Annotated in this window: 10 protein-coding genes, 4 pseudogenes and 1 other annotated feature; of the genes and pseudogenes, 9 read left to right on the top strand and 5 right to left on the bottom strand. The window is 45.9% G+C overall.

Annotation, left to right across the window (positions count from 1 at the left end; genetic code table 11):
• Positions 1-374 precede the first annotated feature (374 nt).
• Together UA76_RS20940 and gltB are read right to left on the bottom strand one after the other, a co-directional pair.
• The gene (locus UA76_RS20940; RefSeq protein ID WP_047049793.1) at positions 375-1,844 is read right to left on the bottom strand and encodes a glutamate synthase subunit beta; all 1,470 of its coding nucleotides are present in this window, start codon (positions 1,842-1,844) and stop codon (positions 375-377) included.
• Positions 1,844-6,390 (bottom strand): annotated as a pseudogene (gene gltB, locus UA76_RS20935) (glutamate synthase large subunit). The gene UA76_RS20940 and the pseudogene gltB overlap by 1 nt, the downstream one beginning before the upstream one ends.
• A gap of 533 nt (positions 6,391-6,923) precedes the next feature.
• On the opposite strand from gltB, the gene mnmL reads away from it, so the two are divergent.
• The 4 genes and pseudogenes from mnmL to UA76_RS20915 all read left to right on the top strand — a co-directional run bounded on the left by mnmL (position 6,924) and on the right by UA76_RS20915 (position 12,555).
• Positions 6,924-7,883, top strand: coding sequence for a tRNA modification radical SAM protein MnmL/YtqA (gene mnmL / locus UA76_RS20930; RefSeq protein WP_047049792.1), 960 nt, complete (start codon positions 6,924-6,926; stop codon positions 7,881-7,883).
• A gap of 36 nt (positions 7,884-7,919) precedes the next feature.
• Positions 7,920-9,667, top strand: a pseudogene (locus UA76_RS20925) (diguanylate cyclase domain-containing protein).
• Between the two features lie 97 nt (positions 9,668-9,764).
• Entirely contained in the window at positions 9,765-12,101 is a 2,337-nt protein-coding gene (gene arcB, locus UA76_RS20920; protein ID WP_047049791.1) for an aerobic respiration two-component sensor histidine kinase ArcB, read from the top strand.
• 4 nt (positions 12,102-12,105) lie between these two features.
• Positions 12,106-12,555 carry a hypothetical protein gene (locus UA76_RS20915; protein WP_047049790.1) on the top strand — a complete coding sequence of 150 codons (450 nt, stop codon included), beginning with the start codon at positions 12,106-12,108 and terminating at the stop codon, positions 12,553-12,555.
• Between the two features lie 105 nt (positions 12,556-12,660).
• Here the strand turns inward: UA76_RS20915 and arcA are convergent, their stop codons facing one another.
• The gene (gene arcA / locus UA76_RS20910; protein WP_047049789.1) at positions 12,661-13,377 is read right to left on the bottom strand and encodes a two-component system response regulator ArcA; all 717 of its coding nucleotides are present in this window, start codon (positions 13,375-13,377) and stop codon (positions 12,661-12,663) included.
• A gap of 454 nt (positions 13,378-13,831) precedes the next feature.
• Here arcA and UA76_RS25755 point away from each other — a divergent pair.
• Positions 13,832-14,095 (top strand): annotated as a pseudogene (locus tag UA76_RS25755) (DUF3293 domain-containing protein); the annotation flags it as partial.
• A 27-nt stretch (positions 14,096-14,122) separates the two neighbouring features.
• Positions 14,123-14,607: pseudogene (locus UA76_RS20900) on the top strand (putative 4-hydroxy-4-methyl-2-oxoglutarate aldolase).
• Here the strand turns inward: UA76_RS20900 and UA76_RS20895 are convergent.
• Positions 14,604-15,062, bottom strand: a complete 459-nt coding sequence (locus tag UA76_RS20895; protein ID WP_047049788.1) for a hypothetical protein — start codon at positions 15,060-15,062, stop codon at positions 14,604-14,606. The pseudogene UA76_RS20900 and the gene UA76_RS20895 sit on opposite strands and share 4 nt — an antisense overlap.
• Positions 15,063-15,345: 283 nt before the next feature.
• Positions 15,346-15,465: a sequence feature (Thr leader region), on the top strand.
• Between the two features lie 32 nt (positions 15,466-15,497).
• Between UA76_RS20895 and thrA the strand changes: the two genes are divergently transcribed.
• Genes thrA through thrC form a run of 3 tightly spaced genes read left to right on the top strand, consistent with a single transcriptional unit; the run spans position 15,498 to position 20,207 of the window.
• Positions 15,498-17,957: a bifunctional aspartate kinase/homoserine dehydrogenase I gene (gene thrA, locus UA76_RS20890; protein ID WP_047049787.1), complete on the top strand. Its 2,460-nt coding sequence runs from the start codon at positions 15,498-15,500 to the stop codon at positions 17,955-17,957.
• 13 nt (positions 17,958-17,970) lie between these two features.
• Positions 17,971-18,927 (top strand): homoserine kinase, encoded by a 957-nt coding sequence (gene thrB, locus UA76_RS20885; protein WP_047049848.1) that lies wholly within the window; start codon positions 17,971-17,973, stop codon positions 18,925-18,927.
• Positions 18,924-20,207 (top strand): threonine synthase, encoded by a 1,284-nt coding sequence (thrC, locus tag UA76_RS20880; protein WP_047049786.1) that lies wholly within the window; start codon positions 18,924-18,926, stop codon positions 20,205-20,207. The genes thrB and thrC overlap by 4 nt, the downstream gene beginning before the upstream one ends.
• 95 nt (positions 20,208-20,302) lie before the next feature.
• Here the strand turns inward: thrC and UA76_RS20875 are convergent, their stop codons facing one another.
• Positions 20,303-20,926 carry a TRIC cation channel family protein gene (locus tag UA76_RS20875; RefSeq protein WP_047049785.1) on the bottom strand — a complete coding sequence of 208 codons (624 nt, stop codon included), beginning with the start codon at positions 20,924-20,926 and terminating at the stop codon, positions 20,303-20,305.
• Between the last annotated feature and the right edge of the window lie 31 nt (positions 20,927-20,957).

The following is a 20,957-nucleotide window of genomic DNA, read 5'->3' as shown; positions in this document are numbered from 1 at the left end:
TCACGGGCGAAGATTGATAGCAAGTCCCAAGGAAAAACTAAAAAGTGGAATATCATTATAATTCTTCGGGAAAACCCTAATTTTTAGGGTGATATATCGCATCTAGTCTCTATCTAAATAGAAGCTAGTAATTTACTTCAAATGATAATGCTTATTAATAACCCTGATGCTTCAGGATGGCTGAGCTGATTAGCTTGAGCCCAAGCAGGGCGGGGCATTAAGAGATCAATCTTGTTATGAAAGTAGGAGCAATTGTTAATAGATAGGAGTGGTGGAATGTTGAGCTTTCTCAGGTTTGTTAGGCACAAAAAAAGCCAGCTGTTAAGCTGGCTAAAGTCTGGAAGGAAGGCTGCTGTGCAGCCTAGTTTTTATATTTATGCAGAAAGCATCAGCGAGTTAGCTTTAGCTTCTAAGTTTGAGTTACCCATTAGGTAATCATCAATAGCGATAGCACATTCGCGGCCTTCGTTGATACAACGTACAACCAATGATTGGCCCGTACGCATATCACCGGCAGCAAACACGCCTTCTTGGTTAGTTGCAAAGCCTTCGGTTGCAACGTTACCACGGTCGTCTAGTTTAATATCCAATTGAGCCAGCACGCCTGTTGGTTCTGGGTGTAGGAAACCCATTGCCAAGAATGCCATATCACATGGGATAACACGCTCACTGCCTTCAACTTCTTTAAAGCTTGGACGCTCGCCTGGTTTTGCATCTTCCCAAACGATGTCAGCTAGGCGTAGGCCAGTCACTTCGCCCTTGTCATTACCGATGAACTCTTTAGTTAAGATGTTCCAATGACGATCCACACCTTCTTCATGAGATGTTGAAGTACGCAGAATCATTGGGTACTGAGGCCAAGGCATGTTTGCAGGACGCTTCTCTGGTGGGATCGGCATGATCTCTACTTGAGTTACGCTCGCCGCTTTGTGACGGTTTGATGTACCTACACAGTCAGAGCCCGTGTCACCACCACCGATAACCACAACGTGCTTACCTTTTGCGTGAATCTCTTCAGTTTTAAGGTCCATGTTGTTAGCGCGGCGGTTGTTTTGACCTAGGAATTCCATTGCGAAATGAACACCTTTTAGCTCACGGCCTGGAACAGGCAGGTCGCGCGGCACTGTTGAACCACCAGTAAGTAGAACAACATCAAACTCTTGACGAAGCTGTTGAGCATTCACATCAACACCAATGTGTTGGTTTACTTTGAACTCGACGCCAGCTTCTGCCATTAGGTTGATTTTACGATCGATAATATCCATACCTAGTTTGAAGTCTGGAATACCGAAGCGTAGTAGGCCACCAACTTTCTCGTCACGTTCAAAGACAGTCACTGAGTGACCAGCGCTGTTGAGCTGTTCAGCAGCTGCAAGCCCAGCAGGACCCGAACCGATGATGGCAATTGTCTTACCTGTGCGAGAGCGAGGCGTTTTAGGTTTTGCGTACCCTTCACGGTACGCAGTTTCCACGATGGTTTTCTCGATGTTACAGATAGTGATTGGGTCTTGGTTGATACCAAGAACACACGAACTTTCACATGGAGCAGGACATACTCGGCCAGTAAATTCAGGGAAGTTGTTGGTCGAGCTCAAGATGTTCCAAGCTTCTTCCCAGCTATCACGATATACCGCATCGTTAAACTCAGGAATGATGTTACCGATCGGACAACCGTTATGACAAAACGGTACGCCACAATCCATACAACGTGATGCTTGAGTATTGATTTTGTCACCAAACTCTTCGTTTAGGACAAACTCTTTGTTGTTCTCAATTCGAACAGCAGGATCGAGCTTCTGAGGAAGCTCACGACCGTGCTCTAAAAATCCAGTAGGCTTACCCATTATACTGCCTCCACTTCTTCCGTTTGTGCTTGCTCAGCTTCTGCTTTACGCTTTTGAAGTACTGCTTTGTAATCACGTGGCATGACTTTAACCAGTGACTTCAAGCTCTCTTCAAAGTTGTCTAGGAAAGACTGAGCGACTTCACTTCCTGTGAACTCTACTTGTTTCGTTAGCATATCAAGCAGAAGGTCTCTATCTTCTTGCTCGATTGGATCTAGGTCGACGAGCTCTGGGTTAAGCTTGGTTTCGAAGTCGCCTGCTTTATCCCAAACATAAGCCACACCGCCGCTCATACCCGCAGCAAAGTTACGGCCTGTTGAGCCAAGGATAACGGCAACACCGCCAGTCATGTATTCACAACCGTGGTCACCCACACCTTCAACAACCACTTTCGCGCCTGAGTTACGTACACAGAAACGCTCACCCGCCATACCGCGAATGAAAGACTCACCTGAAGTTGCACCGTAGAAACATACGTTACCAACAACAATGTTGTCTTCTGCCACAATGGTCGATTTCGCATCTGGGTAAAGCACCAAAGTACCGCCAGATAGACCTTTACCCCAGTAATCGTTCGCATCACCTTCTACTTCGAACTTCACGCCCTTAGCAAGGAAAGCACCGAAAGATTGACCTGCAGAGCCTGTGAACTTCACGTTCATTGGCTGTGGTAGACCTTGGTCTTTGTAGACCTTAGAGATTTCGTTCGACAGCATAGTACCCGCAGAGCGGTCTGTGTTGATGATAGGGAATTCAGCATTCACTGCTTCACCTTTCTCAAGCGCAGGAATCGCGGCTTGAATCAACTTGCGGTCTAGAACTTCTTCTAGGTTATGGTTTTGCTGTGTTTGGTTGTAAACACCATCTTCTTCACGAGCTTGCTCGATGTGTAGAACCGGTGATAGGTCTAGGTTCTTGTATTTCCAGTGTTTGATGTCATCACGGACTTTCAGTTTCTGTGATTGACCAACCATCTCATCAATAGAGCGGAAACCTAGCTCAGCCATGATTTCACGTAGACCTTCTGCCATGTACTGGAAGAACGTCACAACGTCTTCTACGCGGCCATCAAAGCGCTCACGTAGCGTCTTGTTCTGAGTTGCGATACCAACAGGACAGGTGTTCTTATGACACTTACGCATCATGATACAGCCTTCAACAACCAATGCTGCTGTTGCGACACCCCATTCCTCAGCACCTAGTAGTGTTGCGACTGCAAGGTCACGAGGCGTTTTCATCTGACCGTCAGACTGAACGACGATACGGTTACGTAGGCCGTTCTTCAGTAGCGTTTGGTGCGTTTCAGCTAGACCAAGCTCCCAAGGTAGACCTGTGTGGCGGATAGATGACATTGGAGATGCACCCGTACCACCATCAAAACCTGCGATAAGAACGACGTCAGCTTTCGCTTTCGCTACTCCTGATGCGATCGTACCTACACCTGCTTCCGATACCAGCTTCACGTTAACGCGGCCAGCGCGGTTAGCGTTCTTCAAGTCGTAGATTAGCTGTGCCAAATCTTCGATTGAGTAGATATCGTGGTGTGGTGGTGGTGAGATTAGGCCAACACCTGGAGTCGAGTGACGTGTTGCACCGATCCAATCATCAACTTTATCACCTGGTAGCTGACCACCTTCGCCTGGCTTCGCACCCTGCGCCATCTTGATCTGAATTTCGTCAGAGTTAGTTAGGTAGTAAGACGTTACACCAAAGCGGCCTGACGCAACCTGCTTGATAGCAGAGCGTTCCCAATCACCGTTCTCTTTACGCTCGAAACGTGCTGGGTCTTCACCACCTTCACCTGAGTTCGATTTCGCGCCAATGCGGTTCATCGCAACTGCAAGTGTTGAGTGAGCTTCGTAAGAGATCGAACCAAATGACATTGCACCGGTTGCGAAACGCTTAAGGATGCTCTCGATTGGCTCAACTTCTTCTAGCGGGATAGAACCTGCTGGGTTCTTAACGAAATCTAGTTGGCTACGTAGCGTTGCTGCGTTGTCGCCTTGGTCATCAACGGCTTTCGCGTATTGCTTGAACTGTGAGTAGTTCTTCTCGCGCGTAGACTGTTGAAGCAGAGAAATTGTCTCTGGGTTAAATAGGTGTTTTTCACCACGTTGTTTCCACTGGTAAACACCGCCAACATCAAGAACTTGAACTGGGATTTCACGTGAAGGGAAGCCAACTCGGTGACGAACAATCACTTCTTTTGCGATGTCATCAATCGTTAGACCTTCGATACGTGAAACCGTACCAGTGAAGTACTTATCAACAACAGACTTGCTGATACCCAATGCTTCAAAGATTTGTGCACCGTGGTAAGACTGAAGTGTTGAGATACCCATCTTCGAGAAGATCTTAAGAAGACCGCCGTTGATTGACTTACGGTAGTTCTCGAATAGCTCACGAATATCTGTGTTTGGATCCAGCTTCTTAGTACGCTGTAGCTCAACCATCGTTTCAATAACTAGGTATGGGTTTACTGCGTTTGCACCGTAGCTACTAGCGTTGCGAAGTGGTGCGTTTCACGTGCATCACCTGTTTCTACAACGATGTCACACTTCGCACGCAAACCTTTACGGATTAGGTGGTGGTGAACAGCGCCAACCGCCAGCATTGCTGGGATAGCAGCGTGGTTAGAGTTCACTGCACGGTCAGTTAGAAGGATGATTGAGTAACCGTCGACAACCGCGTCTTCTGCGTACTGACAGATACGTTTCAGGGCACGCTCTAGCTTGCCTTCGTCTTCGCTTGCTTGGAAAACGATGTCTAGTGTTTTCGCTTGAAGGTGCTCGTTATCGATAGCACGCAGTTTCTCAAGTTCAGAGTTAGAGAGAACTGGAGATTCAAGCTCAACTTTTTGACAGTGCTCTGGCGACTCAGCTAGTAGGTTCTGATCTTTACCTAGGTAAGTGTTCAGAGACATAACCATGCGCTCACGAATTGGGTCGATTGGCGGGTTAGTTACCTGAGCAAATAGCTGCTTAAAGTAGTTTGAAAGATGTTGAGACTGGTGTGACAGTACAGCCAGTGGCCAGTCAGCACCCATTGCAGAAAGTGGCTCTTTGCCATCTTTCGCCATCGGCACGATGATTTCGTTTACTTCTTCAGAGCTCACACCGAATGCTTGCTGCTTGTGCAGTAGTTTTTCTGGTGATGGCTGGCTGAATTCGTTGCTCGCATCTGGCAGTTTCTTCAGACTTAGTAGGTTCTCTTGTACCCACTTTTCGTATGGCTGCGCTGATGCAATGCCGTCTTTCACTTCTTCATCAGAAATGATGCGACCTTGCTCTAGATCAGCTACGAAGATACGACCTGGTTGTAGACGACCGCGGAACTCAACGTTCTCTGGTTCAATTTCAACCACGCCAGACTCAGAAGCCATGACTAGGAAGTCATCTTTAGTCACAGTGTAGCGAGAAGGGCGCAGACCGTTACGGTCAAGCGTCGCACCTACTTGAACACCGTCGGTGAAACATACAGATGCTGGGCCATCCCATGGTTCCATTACGTTCGCGTGGTACTGGTAGAACGCGCGACGTGTTGGGTCCATGTTTTTGTTTTCTTGCCATGCTTCAGGGATCATCATCATCAACGCATGTGGCAGGCTGCGACCAGATAGAACTAGGAGCTCAAGTGCCATGTCGAAGTTAGATGAATCCGAACTGCCTTCCTGACAGATAGGCAGTAGCATGTCGATCTCTGCTTGAGTAAACAGATCCGATTCAATGATTGCTTCACGAGCCTTCATCCAGTTCAAGTTACCGCGAACTGTATTGATTTCACCGTTATGGGCAATGTAACGGAAAGGCTGCGCTAGGCGCCATCTTGGGAATGTATTGGTAGAGAAACGAGAGTGAACCAGTGCAAGTGCACTCACCATCGTTGGGTTTTGCAGATCAAGGAAGTACTGAGGAACTTGCTCTGTTGTCAGCTGACCTTTGTACACAACTGTCTTGTAAGACATTGAGTTGATGTAGAAGTCATCACCGATGTTAGACACGCTTTCTAGACATACGCGTACAGTGTAGTTACGAAGTACGTACAGTTTGCGCTCTAGCTCTTCAGGTGTGATAGCTGGGCCACCAGAAATGAAGACGTGCTCGAACTGAGGCTCTGTGCTTAGTGGGTCTGCACCGATCATTGAGTTATCGGTAGGCAACACACGGTAGCCAACAACATCTAATTCTAGGCGTTTAGCATTACGCTCAAGAATGTCACGACATTGCGCGCGTTTGTGTTCATCTTTAGGGAACAGTACGACACCAACGCCGTATTTTTCAAAAGAAGGCAGTTTAATGCCAAGCTTTACTGCTTCTTCCAAAAGAAATTCATGGGGCTTCTGAAGTAAGATACCTGCGCCGTCACCGCTGCATGGATCACAACCCTGACCGCCACGGTGCTCCATTCGAGCTAGCATGTCGAGTGCTTGTGTTACTACTTCGTGTGATTTACGGTTTTTTAGGTGAGCAACAAAACCGATACCACAGGCGTCATGCTCCAGTTCTGGAGTATACAGACCCTGCGTACTTTGCTCTCTATCTACCATAGATACATCCTTCCAGTTCATTGGACGCAAGAGTGCTAAGCGAACTTAATCACGCGTCTCATCCTTATATAATGAATTCGTCACTGTTCGAGGTTGAACAGGCCGCTTCCTTTCCGTCTTTCGCAGAAATCGTTTGCGAAAAAAACAATCCTTGGTGATATCCCTAGTTTCTTTGCCACTTTTGTAGTGACTTATGTGGTGGGAGTGGGAATTCACCGATAAATCATCGTTTTTGTTTGTAAGTGAAATCCAAAAAATAGATGATTTGTGTAAGTATCCTACAATTTTGTGGTCAATAAATGCAACGAAAACTGCATTCAGATCAAAAAAAAATTTGTAATAAATTGAATTAAAGACTACCAGATTTGGCTTTTTTACGTCCCTTTTCGTTGTTTTTATGAATATTTATTGATTTTACGCATATATAGAGCCCCAAACACTCAGATATCATATTCTGTTTTCTCTTTGCTATTTTGTAATTTTATTACTTAAATGGTAATGATATTTATTTTTATTCTCATTGGTGGTTTTCTGTGCAATTGCATGAACTCGTTAATACCATCGGCCAGGATTTACAGCGTCGTTATGGTGAAAAGGTTCACAAGCTGACCCTTCATGGTGGATTTAGTTGCCCAAACAGGGATGGCACAATTGGGCGAGGTGGGTGCACATTTTGTAATGTGGCATCGTTTGCTGATGAGCAAACTCAAATCAAGAGTATTCAAGAGCAGTTAACGGATCGCGCAGGTGAAATTCATCGAGCGAAAAAGTACTTAGCGTATTTTCAGGCCTACACCAGCACTTATGCGGAAGTTCAAGTACTGAAAAGCATGTATGAGCAGGCATTGCAAAGTGCAGAGATAGTTGGCTTGTGTGTCGGCACTCGTCCTGACTGTGTACCGGATAGTGTCCTTGAGTTACTGAGTGGCTATGTTCAGCAAGGCTATGAAGTTTGGCTCGAGTTAGGCTTGCAAACGGCGAATAATAAGACGCTAAAGCACATTAATCGTGGGCATGATTTCGAATGTTATGCTCAAATCACCCAACGTGCTCGATCACTTGGTATAAAAGTATGTACTCATCTTATCGTAGGCTTACCGAAAGAGACGAAAGAAGACAATTTGGATACGCTTGAGCAAGTATTGAAAGTTGGAACCGACGGAATCAAGTTGCATGGTCTACATATAGTAGAAGGGAGCACTATGGCAAAGGCATGGAAAGCGGGAAAATTAGAAGCGCCGACGTTAGAAGGTTATGTGGATATTGCCAGTGAAATGATTCGAAGAACGCCGCCCGATGTTGTATACCATCGAGTGAGCTCCGCTGCGAGGCGACCAACGCTTTTATCGCCCCTTTGGTGTGAAAATCGCTGGCTTGCCATGACCGAAATTGGCCGAGCACTCAACCGAGATGGCGCACAAGGCTCGTTGCTTGAGCAGCCTTTTATCTACTGTAAACCAACGCTAAATAGAGAAATCGAGTCAATAAACTGATATCTTTGATTGGTTTTCAGAATGTAAGAGTCGGGCATGGACAAGCTGCTAAATTGGTTATGGGACACCTCAACAGGTCATGGGTTTGATTTTGTTGTCATCCTGCTATGTATCGGTTTGGTCGCGGCTCTATACCGAGCGCTTGTGACTCATATTGAAGCTTTAGTCAGTGCGAGCCCATCTGCATTGCTGGTGGTCGATCAGCAAAATCACTCTCTCTTGTTATCAAATCGCCCGGCAATGGAGTTGTTGGGCATTCGCTTGATTGGTGAGCAGTACCGTTTCCCCAATCACATTGACAGCCAATTAATCGCTAGCCTGCTTGAACAGCAAGATTACACGCCGTTTAAAGGTGTCAATCTCGATTGGCCGACTACGCCGTTTCAACATATCCCCGTCGAGTTAACTGGGCGTCGCACCCTATATAAAGGTCGCAAAGTTTGGCTTATCTATGCGACGTTGCACCAAAGTACTGATGAAGAGTACCAACGAGAGCTCAGCTCTCTTTCAATTGCGAAAAGCGCGTTTGATTCCCTCTCGGAACTTATTTTTATAAAAGACAACGACGGTGCTCTCATCTCGACTAACCGAGCTTTCGACCGGTTTTGGGCGGGCCGACGAGAAGAAGGGGCAGCAACGTTTGAAGGGGTAATGAAAGGTCGCGCCAGTCAACGGCGTTGGACAGTGACACCAGATGGCCGAAGCTGCCTGCTAGAAACCTATCAGAGCATTTTGATGTCGCCAAAAGGTGAACCTCTTGGTTTGCTAAGCATCAGCCATGATGTGACCGATTGGCACAATGTACAGAAGAACCTCCGTGATGAGATGGAGAAGCGAAAAGATACCGAGGTGGCACTGGCTCAACGTGACACCATCTTGCAAAACATCTTAGAAGCCAGCCCTGACTCCATAGGTATTTTTGATGAAAACATGGTGTATCAGGCGTGTAATCAACCTTTTGTTGAAGCGCTTGGCATCGCCACGTGGATGATCTTATTGGGAAACGAATTCAAGATGTTGTCGCCAGTGAGATTTACACACGATTGTCGGAGTCTGATAGCAAAGTGCTTCATGAAGGTAAATCGATGCGCTATATCGATAGGGTATACAACATTTCTGGAGAAGACACTTGGTACGATGTTGTAAAGTCGCCGTTTAGAGATATCGCCTCGGGTACCAATGGTGTCCTTGTAATGGCACGGGATGTGTCGGAACGTTATATCGCTGCGCAAAAGCTGCAAGAAGTGAATGAAGAGTTGGAACGCTTGAGTTTTGTCGACAGCCTGACCCAAGTGGCGAACCGTCGAAAATTTGATGAACGCCTGGATACATTGTGGCATTTGCATGCGCGTGAGAAGAAAGTGCTGACTGTCATGCTGTGTGACATTGACTATTTTAAAGGCTACAACGACTTTTACGGACACCAACAAGGTGATGAAGCTCTGATTAATGTGGCGAAGGCGTTTGAGGAGGTACTGAGCCGCTCTAGCGATTGCGTTGCTCGCTATGGTGGGGAAGAGTTTGCCTTTATCTTGCCAAACACCAGTGGGGATGGAGCAAAAGCCGTGGCAGACAAAGTACACCAACGCATTGCTGAGCTTGCCATTGAACACAAGAAGTCGCAAATATCGGACTCCATTACCGTAAGTATCGGTGTCGCCAGTTATATCCCGTTGCAGGATGATACGCCAGAGTCCATCGTCGCATGGGCTGACAGCGCGTTGTATCAAGCAAAAGCGAATGGTAGAAATCAAACTTGTTTGCACCATACCTCAAGTAATTAGCGCCCAATCTCGCTTTATTCATTTGAATGACCGCATTTCTTACTCCTATTAAGGAAACGAGGTAAACTAGCGCCACTGTTCTTGCATGGAGCGCTAAATGAAACCTATCAAAAATTTAGCTCAGTACTATGTCGATCTTCTGGTTCGACTCGGCATATTACGATTCTCAATTCTTTTGGCTTTAGCGCTTGTCGCATTAGCTGTTATCGTCCAAGTGGGCATCACACTCGTACTCAATGGTCACGTCGATGATATTGATATTGTACGTTCGGTATTCTTTGGCCTACTTATCACGCCTTGGGCTGTCTATTTTCTTTCTGTAGTGGTTGATCAGCTAGAGGAATCTCGTCAACGCTTATCGAAGTTGGTTTCTAAACTCAAAGACATGCGCTCACGAGATCAAGATCTGAACGCCAAACTGCAAAGCAATATTGAAAAGCTCAATAAAGAGATCGAAGATAGGATCAAAGCGGAAGAAGCTCGTGAAGAAGCGATGCGCGATCTGGAAAATGAGGTGTATCAGCGTGAAAAAACGCAGGTAGAGCTAGCCGAACGAACGGCCTTGCTGCGCTCCTTCATTGACGCGTCACCTGACCTCATTTATTACCGCAATGCGGAGGGGGTTTTCTCAGGCTGTAACCGAGCGATGGAAGAGCTCACGGGCAAGCGCGAAGCGGACTTAGTAGGGCTCACACCTTGGGATGTCTATAGCAAAGAGGTCGCCACTCAGGTGGTTGATACCGACCAGCAAGTCTTTAATGATAATCAAGCGCTGACCTATGAGCAGTGGTTGGAGTATCCCGATGGTCGTAAGAGTTACTTTGAGCTGCGTAAGGTCCCTTTTTACAGCAAAGAAGGACGCCACCTTGGGTTGGTTGGATTTGGCCGTGATATCACCGAACGCAAACGCCATGAAGAGTCTTTAGAGAAAGCGAGCCGAGACAAAACCACCTTCATTTCAACCATCAGCCATGAACTGCGTACACCACTGAACGGTATCGTGGGCTTGAGCCGAATGCTGCTCGACAGCCAGTTGTCAGATGAGCAGCGCAAACACATGCAAACCATCAATGTCAGTGCGATCACTTTAGGTAATATCTTTAACGATATTATTGATATGGATAAGTTCGATCGTCGTAAGCTTGAACTGCTGCCAACGCCATTGGATTTTGATGCGTTCATTTCTGAAATTGAGAGTATTTCTGCTCTGATGGCCGAGCAGAAAGGGCTGAGATTTGATTTAGAACGACTGACCGATTTACCAGAAGCAATCCAAGTCGACGCCACTCGACTGAGACAGGTGCTTTGGAACTTAATCAGTAACGCGATGAAGTTTACCAAAGAGGGCGGCGTCGTGATGAACGTGTCAGCCGACGTTGAGGATGATTACGCATCGATTGTGATGGAGGTTGAAGATACGGGTATCGGCATTCCTGAGTCTGAACTGAATAAAATCTTTGCGATGTATTACCAAGTTAAATCCGGTAAAGATAATCTTCATGCAGTGGGAACGGGGATTGGTCTAGCGGTGTCTAAACAGCTCATCAATATGATGGATGGCGATATTACTGTATCCAGTGAAGAGGGGTTCGGCAGCACATTTACGGTATCAATCTACGTTCCGCTTGCAGCGATGGACTCTCTGGATAAGCCAAAACCTCAATCTGATCGTCGACTAAACATTTTCATGGTTGAAGATATCGAACTGAATATAACGGTCGCAAAATCTTTGCTGGAAAGCTTGGGTCACCAAGTGAGCGTTGCCATGACTGGTGAGCAAGCGATAGTAAACTTCGATCCTAAGCTTTATGACTTAGTGCTGCTTGATATCCAGCTCCCTGATATGACTGGTTTTGATGTAGCCCAGTCTTACCGTGAGAACTATGATGATCTGCCTCCGCTGGTGGCACTAACGGCGAATGTACTGAAAGACAAATCAGAGTACTTTGAAAAAGGTATGGATGAAGCGATCAGCAAGCCATTGTCTGTGGAAGCGATAGCAAAAGTCATCGATCAAGTAACGGATCACCACGTGCCATCGGTTTCTGTAGTGAAAGAAGCGCCGTCAAAAGTACACAATGAGATGTTTGATCAGCTTCTTGATTTAGACATGTTGGAGTCCTACGTTGATATTGTCGGTACTCAGCCGGTCTTAGATAGCATTGAGATGTTTGAGCAGATGATGCCAGATTATATCGAAGTGCTGGACTCAAACATGACGGCAAAAGATCAAGCTGGAATCGTGTCTGAAGCGCATAAAATGAAAGGCGCGGCGGGTTCGATTGGTCTGAAGCATATTCAGGGATTGGCTCAAAAGTCTCAGTCGCCAGATCTTCCTGCTTGGTGGGAAAATATTGGTGATTGGGTTGAAGAGATCAAGAATAGCTATCAAAATGATATTCAATTATTAAAACAATGGTTAGCACAAAGGTAACTGTATGAAAAAACTAGCGTCACTAACATTACTTGCTGCAGCGTTAACAGGGTGTGCGTCAGTTAATGATATTAATTGGCAGGCAAATAATCAGGCTTCTATTCAAGGCAGCGACATTGCCATTAAGAGTAATCTTTGGGTGGATATGATGCCCAAAATTGGTGAGCCTGAAGAGACTAACCTTCATGGTGCCATTTACTTAGAATCAAGCAGTACGTTACCTGCCGATCTTAATGTGACTGACATTACGATACGCCAAGGAGAACAAATTTGGCTGATCGACGCGGAATCTGCTGAGCTGCGCGCCCATAGTGACACTCAGTGGGAAGTGGCGTTCAAATGGGTCATGGATGTAAATAGTGAGGAAACCGTGGATATAGCGGTTGAGCTTACTGATCTCGAGCAAAACTACTTATTGGTAGAGTCGGACGTCGAAATCGACACGGTTTATTAAGCGAGTTCGATTCACAAGTACAAAAAAGGGCTGATAAATATCAGCCCTTTTCAATTTTTCTGGCGTAGGAGTTACAACACCTACACGCAAATCTTATCGAGTCGATTACTCTTCAAGTTCGCCACAGAAACGGTAGCCTTCACCGTGAATGGTCGCGATGATTTCTGGTGTACCAGATACAGACTCGAAATGCTTACGGATACGACGGATTGTCACATCTACAGTACGGTCATGAGGCTTAAGCTCACGGCCAGTCATCTTCTTAAGAAGGTCTGCGCGAGTTTGGATTTTGCCTGGATTCTCACAGAAGTGCAGTAGAGCACGGAATTCTGAACGAGGTAGTTTGTAACCATCGCCACTTGGACTCACTAGAGAGCGGCTGTTGATGTCTAGAACCCAACCGTTGAACTCGTATTTCTCTACTGAACGTTTTTCTTCTGTCACTGCTGAAGCGTTCATTGAGCGGCTAAGTAGGTTACGTGCACGAATTGTTAATTCGCGAGGGTTGAACGGCTTAGTGATGTAGTCATCTGCACCGATCTCAAGACCTAGGATTTTGTCTACTTCGTTGTCACGACCTGTTAAGAACATAAGTGCAACGTTTGCTTGCTCACGAAGCTCACGAGCGAGCAACAGGCCATTTTTACCAGGTAAGTTGATATCCATGATAACTAAGTTTACTTGGTTATCAGACAGAACTTGGTGCATCTCTTCACCATCGCTGGCCTCAAAAACAGCGTATCCCTCTGCTTCAAAAATACTCTTTAGAGTGTTACGAGTTACTTGCTCATCTTCTACGATGAGAATCTGCGGGGTTTGCATTGGCGGTACCTAAACTTGTGAAAAATTTGTGCTAACAGAATAAATTCTAGGCAAAAAATAACATACAGGTAATGTAATCTTGATAATAAACCAAAGTTGTTAAAAAAACACTGCTTTTGGTTTGCCCGCCTTCCTTGGTGTACTGAAGAGACTAAAAGTAACAACAGCCTTCTATGATTCCGTTAGTCGTTGACGCGGATTCTATAATGTTAACAGCATGCTAACAACGGCATAATGTTAATTCCATACATTTTGTTGATTTACATCAATAGTTGAAATGTAACAAATACTAATAGTAGTAGTCAGATATAGAACGGTGGTAAATCAGGGTGATTGATAAAAAACTTTGGGATGCTTATTGTGATCCTTATTTTCGATTCTCAACGTTACCATCTTTCGAAAGTTATGCCGTAGTAACCGCTTGGAACCCTCGTAGTATAAGGCTAGTGACCAAGATAACTTAATTGAAAATGACCGGTTGGAAGGTGAGTTATTGTCTTGCCGCTGGGTGAATGTGTGTGTCGGAGACGTATTGTTTGCATGGTCAGAAGAGAGCTTTGCGTGTGAACTTGATAGGCAAACTGCAGTCGAGCTCGGCCGCAAATACCATCAAAATGCGATCTATTTTGTTGAGAAAGGACAAATTTTTTTGCTCTCATGTTTAAAAGATGAAACAGAAATATTGATTGGTAGCATGGAACAACGCTGCCAAAACTAGATTTATAAAACTTGTCATGGAGGAATGATGGAAGATATTACGCCGGATATATGCGATCAGCATGAAGACAAAGTGACTTTGTTAAACTTGCCGTTGCAGAACTTTGGAGCAAGAAATGCCTTCTGGGGTCAAATTGTGACAGTGCGTTGCTATCACGACAATTCCAAAGTCAAAGAGTTAGTCGCAACGGATGGTAAAGGTAAAGTCTTAGTTGTTGATGGAAATGGCTCTTGTCAGAGAGCTTTATTGGGAGACCAACTGGCCATTAAAGCCATCGAAAATGGATGGGAAGGGATCATTATTAATGGCGCTGTTCGTGATGTCGCATGATGGCAGAGATGGATCTGGGGATTAAAGCGTTAGCGGCTTGTCCATTCAAAACAGAGAAGCGTGGGGCTGGTGAAGTGAACGTGACACTCACTATGCACAGACAGATGGTTCAACCTGGGGATTACATCTACGCGGATTGGAATGGCGTGTTGATGTCGAAAGAAGCGTTAACTTGGGACTAAAAGCGAAAGCCTAGTCCAAATTCTACACCTTGCTGCCATTCTTGATAATCAAGAGTGGCATGCAAGTCGAGATTCTCCGTTAATCTTAAACGGCTCGACAGCTCTGCCGACATGGCGTTGTTTCGTGTTTCGTTGGTCACTTCTGAATAACTGTGAAGCGTACTTTTTACCGATACGCGATGGTTAACTTGGTAATTCACACCACTCACAATACCGCTCTCATTCACGTTGTCGGAATTATCGATTCGTGCCCCGACATAAAGATCGATTTTCTTGAACAGGTTGTAAGAGTAACCACCATCAATCTTCCAACTATCGAACTGGCTGTTGGCATGTTCACTCGACAAGTATAAGCCGTGAGGAGACTGCTTTTGCTGGGAAGGTAAGGCTGGTAGATTAGAGGCAAAACTTAAGCAACTAAACCAAAGCGTGAAAAAAAACACGAACGTTTTCATGAACCACTCCTTGGATTTGTTGTTTATTTTTATACGTTCACTAATTAAAGCACATTTCCCGTTTAAAAGTTGAAACTTTTATATAGCTTTTTGTTATTATTATATGTCACATGTTGCAATTAATGATTTTGTTAGTTTATCCAGTTGATTTTGGATTGTTTTGATGACGATATTTTCTTAATTCGCAATTATTTTTAACTTTTAATTGACTCTCGGCCACCAAATAAGGTACACGTAGGGTAAGCAAGTAAACACAACGACGACTTATTTATGTTTTGCAGCCATAACACAGTAATGACCACAACCATTATTATTACCGACATTCGCATTGTTGGGGCAGGCTGCTAAGCGAAAGAAATTCAAAAAAAGGCCTGTATCCCATGAAGATACAGGCCTTTTTTTATGTAAAAAATTGACCATTTTGGAGAGGAAGGGATGCGAGTATTAAAGTTTGGAGGCTCATCGTTAGCAGATGCAGATCGTTTTTTAAGAGCGGCAGATATCATTGCTAACAATGCTCAACAAGAAGAGGTAGCAGTCGTACTATCGGCACCGGGTAAAACAACCAACAAGTTGGTAGCGGTAATTGAAGGTGCGCTGCGTAATGGGGAAGCTGAGCTGCAAATTGCGGAACTTGAATCTTCATTTAAATCACTATTTAGCGATATCAAAGCGGTTCTACCTAACGTTGATGGTAGCGGCTTCGATAACCAAGTAAAAACATCATTGTCTCAGCTACGCCAATTCGTTCATGGCATCGATCTGTTAGGCATGTGCCCAAACAATGTCAACGCTCGAATCATCAGTAAAGGCGAGCGTATCTCGATTCAATTGATGAAAGCCGTATTGGAAGCGAAAGGCCAACCTGCGAGCTTGATCGACCCGGTTCAATACTTGTATGCACAAGGTGACCACCTTGAAGCTATGGTCGATGTTGAGGTGTCGACTCAGAACTTCAAACAGAACCCACTACCACAAGGCCACGTCAACATCATGCCTGGTTTCACTGCTGGTAATGATAAAGGTGAGTTAGTCACGCTTGGACGTAATGGTTCCGACTATTCAGCAGCAGTACTAGCAGCGTGTCTGCGCGCAGATTGTTGTGAAATCTGGACTGACGTTGATGGCGTCTACAACTGTGACCCTCGTTTAGTCGACGATGCTCGTCTGTTAAAATCTCTGAGCTACCAAGAAGCGATGGAGCTTTCTTACTTCGGTGCTTCCGTTCTGCATCCGAAAACTATCGCACCGATTGCTCAATTCCACATCCCATGCTTAATCAAGAACAGCTTTAACCCGCAAGGTGCAGGTACACTGATTGGTCAAGATACTGGTGAAGATAATCTTGCCATCAAAGGTATTACTACGTTAAACGATCTGACTATGGTGAACGTTTCAGGCCCGGGCATGAAAGGTATGGTTGGCATGGCTAGCCGCGTATTTGGAGCGATGTCTTCAGCGGGTGTCTCTATTGTCCTTATCACCCAATCTTCTTCTGAGTACAGCATCAGCTTCTGTATCGAAGCGGCTGACAAAGCAAAAGCTCAGCAAGTACTGAGTGAAGCCTTTGAACTTGAACTTAAAGATGGCCTGCTTGAGCCAGTAGAGTTCATTGATAATGTTTCTATTGTCACGCTGGTTGGTGATGGCATGAGAACATCTCGCGGCGTTGCATCTCAGTTCTTTGCTTCATTGGCGGAAGTGAATGTCAACATTGTTGCTATCGCACAGGGCTCTTCTGAGCGCGCAATTTCCGCGGTAATCCCTGAAGATAAAATCTCGGAAGCAATTAAAGCGTGTCACGAGAACCTATTTAACTCTAAACACTTCCTAGATGTGTTTGTTGTTGGTGTTGGCGGCGTTGGTGGTGAATTGGTAGACCAAATTCAGCGTCAGCAAGCGAAACTGGCGGAAAAAGGCATCGTGATTCGCGTGTGTGGTCTGGCAAACAGCAAAGGCTTACTGCTTGATAGTAACGGCCTGCCGCTTGAGCACTGGCGTGATCGCATGGCGAGCTCTACAGAAGAGTTCAGCCTACCGCGTCTAATCTCTTTAGTTCAGCGCAACCACATCATTAACCCTGTATTAGTCGACTGTACATCAAGCGAGTCAATTGCTAATCAGTATGCAGAGTTCCTTGCTGCGGGTTTCCACGTTGTAACACCAAACAAGAAAGCCAATACAGCGAGCATGGCTTACTACCATCAGCTTCGCGAGGTTGCGCGTAGCTCTCGCCGTAAACTAATGTATGAAACAACGGTTGGTGCAGGCCTACCGGTTATCGAAAACCTACAGAACCTAATCTCAGCAGGTGACGAGTTAGAGAAATTTAATGGCATCCTTTCTGGATCTCTGTCTTACATCTTCGGCAAGCTTGATGAAGGTATGACTTTGAGCCAAGCGACAAACATCGCGAAAGATAATGGTTTCACTGAACCTGACCCTCGTGATGACCTGTCAGGCATGGATGTGGCGCGTAAGCTGTTAATTCTTGCTCGTGAAGCAGGCATGAACCTTGAGCTTGAAGACGTTGAAGTGGACCAAGCGCTTCCACCAGGTTTCGATGACTCGGGCAGTGTTGAAGAGTTTATGGCTCGCTTACCTGAAGCGGATGCATACTTTAAGCAGCTTGCAGAAGACGCAGGCAAAGAAGGAAAAGTGCTTCGCTACGTTGGGGAAATCCTTGATGGTAAATGTAAAGTTCGCATTGCAGCCGTTGATGAAAACGATCCTATGTACAAGATCAAAGATGGCGAGAATGCACTAGCCTTCTACAGCCGCTACTACCAACCAATCCCACTGGTACTTCGTGGTTACGGTGCAGGTACTGAAGTGACCGCTGCTGGTGTGTTTGCAGACGTAATGCGTACTTTAGGTTGGAAATTAGGAGTTTAAGATGAGCAAAGGAATGGACGTTGTTGTTTACGCTCCTGCTTCTATCGGTAACGTTAGCGTTGGCTTTGATGTACTTGGCGCTGCGGTATCTCCAGTGGATGGAACGCTACTAGGCGACCGAGTCATGGTCAAAGCGGACTCGGAAGCATTCAGCTTGAAAACGGCAGGTGACTTTGTTTCAAAGTTGCCTACCGAACCGAAAGAGAACATTGTTTATGATTGCTGGGTGGTGTTTGCTCGTGAGCTAGACAAAAAAGGGGTAGAGCTTCTGCCTCTTGAAATGACTCTAGAAAAGAACATGCCAATTGGTTCAGGTCTGGGTTCAAGTGCTTGCTCTATTGTCGCAGCCCTTGATGCGTTGAACCGCTTCCACGGACAGCCGCTGAATGAAACTGAACTTCTTGCGCTAATGGGTGAGATGGAAGGTAAGATCTCGGGCGGGATTCATTACGATAATGTGGCGCCGTGTTATTTAGGCGGTGTTCAGCTTATGCTTGAAGAGCTGGGTATTATTAGCCAAGAAGTGCCATGTTTTGATGAATGGTACTGGGTAATGGCTTACCCTGGCATCAAGGTTTCAACAGCAGAAGCGCGTGAGATTTTGCCGTCTCAATATCGCCGTCAAGACATCATTGCACACGGTCGTCATCTGGCTGGCTTCATTCACGCATGTCACTCGGGGCAGCCTGAATTAGCCGCAAAAATGATCAAAGACGTGATCGCTGAACCATATCGTGAGAAACTGCTCCCTGGTTTTGCAGAAGCTCGCAAATACGCATTGTCTGCTGGCGCACTAGCGACAGGTATTTCGGGTAGTGGCCCAACGTTATTTACTATCTGCAATGATAAAGAAGTCGCCGAGCGCGTTGCTCGTTGGCTAGAACAAAATTATGTACAAAATGAAGAAGGATTCGTCCATGTTTGTCGCCTAGATAAACAAGGTTCGATCGTTACAGGAAGTTCACTATGAAGCTTTACAACATCAAAGAAAATGATGAGCAAGTCTCCTTTGGCCAAGCCGTTCGCCAAGGTTTAGGGCGCAATCAAGGTCTATTTTTCCCAGAGCAGTTACCGAAATTCGATGATATCGACGCGCTGCTAGAGCAAGATTTCGTTAGTCGCAGCACTAAAATTCTTTCTGCACTGATCGGAGAAGAGTTGGCAGAAGAGAAAGTGAACTCAATGGTTGATGCTGCGTTCCAGTTCCCAGCTCCAATCAAGCAAGTTAAGGATGGCGTTTACGCACTAGAGCTGTTCCACGGCCCAACACTGGCGTTTAAAGACTTTGGTGGCCGCTTCATGGCTCAATCGCTTGCTGCGGTATCAAACGGCGGTAAGATCACTATTCTTACAGCGACCTCTGGTGACACAGGTGCTGCGGTTGCCCACGCTTTCTACGGTATGGAAGATATCAACGTAGTTATCCTATACCCGAAAGGTAAAATCAGCCCGCTGCAAGAGAAGCTATTCTGTACGCTAGGTAAGAACATCCACACAGTCGCAATCGACGGTGACTTTGATGCTTGTCAGGCACTCGTTAAGCAAGCGTTTGATGACGCAGCACTGCGTGAAGAGATTGGCTTAAACTCGGCGAACTCAATCAACATCAGCCGTTTAATGGCGCAAATCTGTTACTACTTTGAAGCAGCCTCTCAGCTAACGAAAGCACAACGCGAGAACCTAGTTGTGTCCGTACCAAGTGGTAACTTCGGTAACTTGACTGCGGGTTTGCTAGCTAAGGCAATGGGCCTTCCAATTAAACGCTTTATCGCAGCAACCAACGCTAACGATACGGTGCCACGCTACCTTGAAACAGGCAAGTGGGATCCGAAACCAACTGTTGCGACGACTTCAAACGCGATGGACGTAAGTCAACCAAATAACTGGCCACGTATCGAAGAACTATGCCAGCTGAAAGGCTGGGGCTTAGATACACTGGGTAAAGGTGCAGTGAGCGACGAGCAAAGTGCTGAGTCAGTTCGCGACCTAAACAGCTTAGGCTACCTATGTGAGCCACATGGTGCGATTGCTTACCGTGTACTAGAAGATCAGCTGCAAGAAGGTGAAACTGGTCTGTTCCTGTGTACTGCGCATCCAGCGAAGTTCAAAGAAGTCGTTGATGAGATCCTAGAATCAGACATCGACCTGCCTGGCCCGCTTGCTAAACATGCGGCGATGGAGCTTCTGTCTGAAGATCTAGCGAATGACTTCGAAGCGTTGAAAGTGGTACTACGCCGCGTTCAGCCATAGGGCGACCCAGTATCAAAAATTCAAAAGGCCACTGCGAAGTGGCCTTTTTTTGTGCGTAATGGTTTTATTGGACGTAATGGTGAGTTGATATCTGATCAAGGTCGATTAAGCGCAAAAGTAGGCAATGACAAGTGCCAGCGAATCGCGGCTAATCTAATAACCAGCGTCGAGAATACACATGCCAAGAAGGCGGTTGAGTTATCATATCCCAGTGATAGTGCGCTTGTGTGTACCACACCACCTAGAATACAGGCGGTCGCATACACTTCACTTCTCAGTACCATTGGCACTTCTCGAGCAAGCACATCGCGAATAATACCGCCACCACAGCCAGTGATCACACCCATGATGACTGCCACCATGGCAGAATCTTGGAACAGTAGGGCTTTTTCGACACCGATTCCAACGAAAACTGCCAAACCAATTGCGTCACATACTGGCAGGATCCACCAAGCAATGCGCTTAGGTCGACGTACCACAATCATAGTGAGTAGGCAGGTGATAAAGATCACCCAAAGGTATGTAGTGTCGGTGATCCAAAATACGGGAGTGGCGCCAAGTGCCATATCTCGAATGGTACCGCCACCTATAGCAGTCACACTGCCTAATACAGCAACACCAAAAGGATCCATCTTTAAGCGGCCTGCGAGCAGAACACCAGAGATGGCAAAGATTGCAGTACCGAACAAGTCGATAATATAAAGCAGCATGGAATCCATGATACTAAGTACTCTTTATTAAAGTTGTGGA

The sequence above is a fragment of the Vibrio mexicanus genome (genome assembly GCF_001012815.1).
In the GTDB taxonomy this organism is placed as follows: domain Bacteria; phylum Pseudomonadota; class Gammaproteobacteria; order Enterobacterales; family Vibrionaceae; genus Vibrio; species Vibrio mexicanus.
Note: the sequence above shows the minus strand (reverse complement) of the source record. Positions and strands in the feature narration are given on the sequence as shown.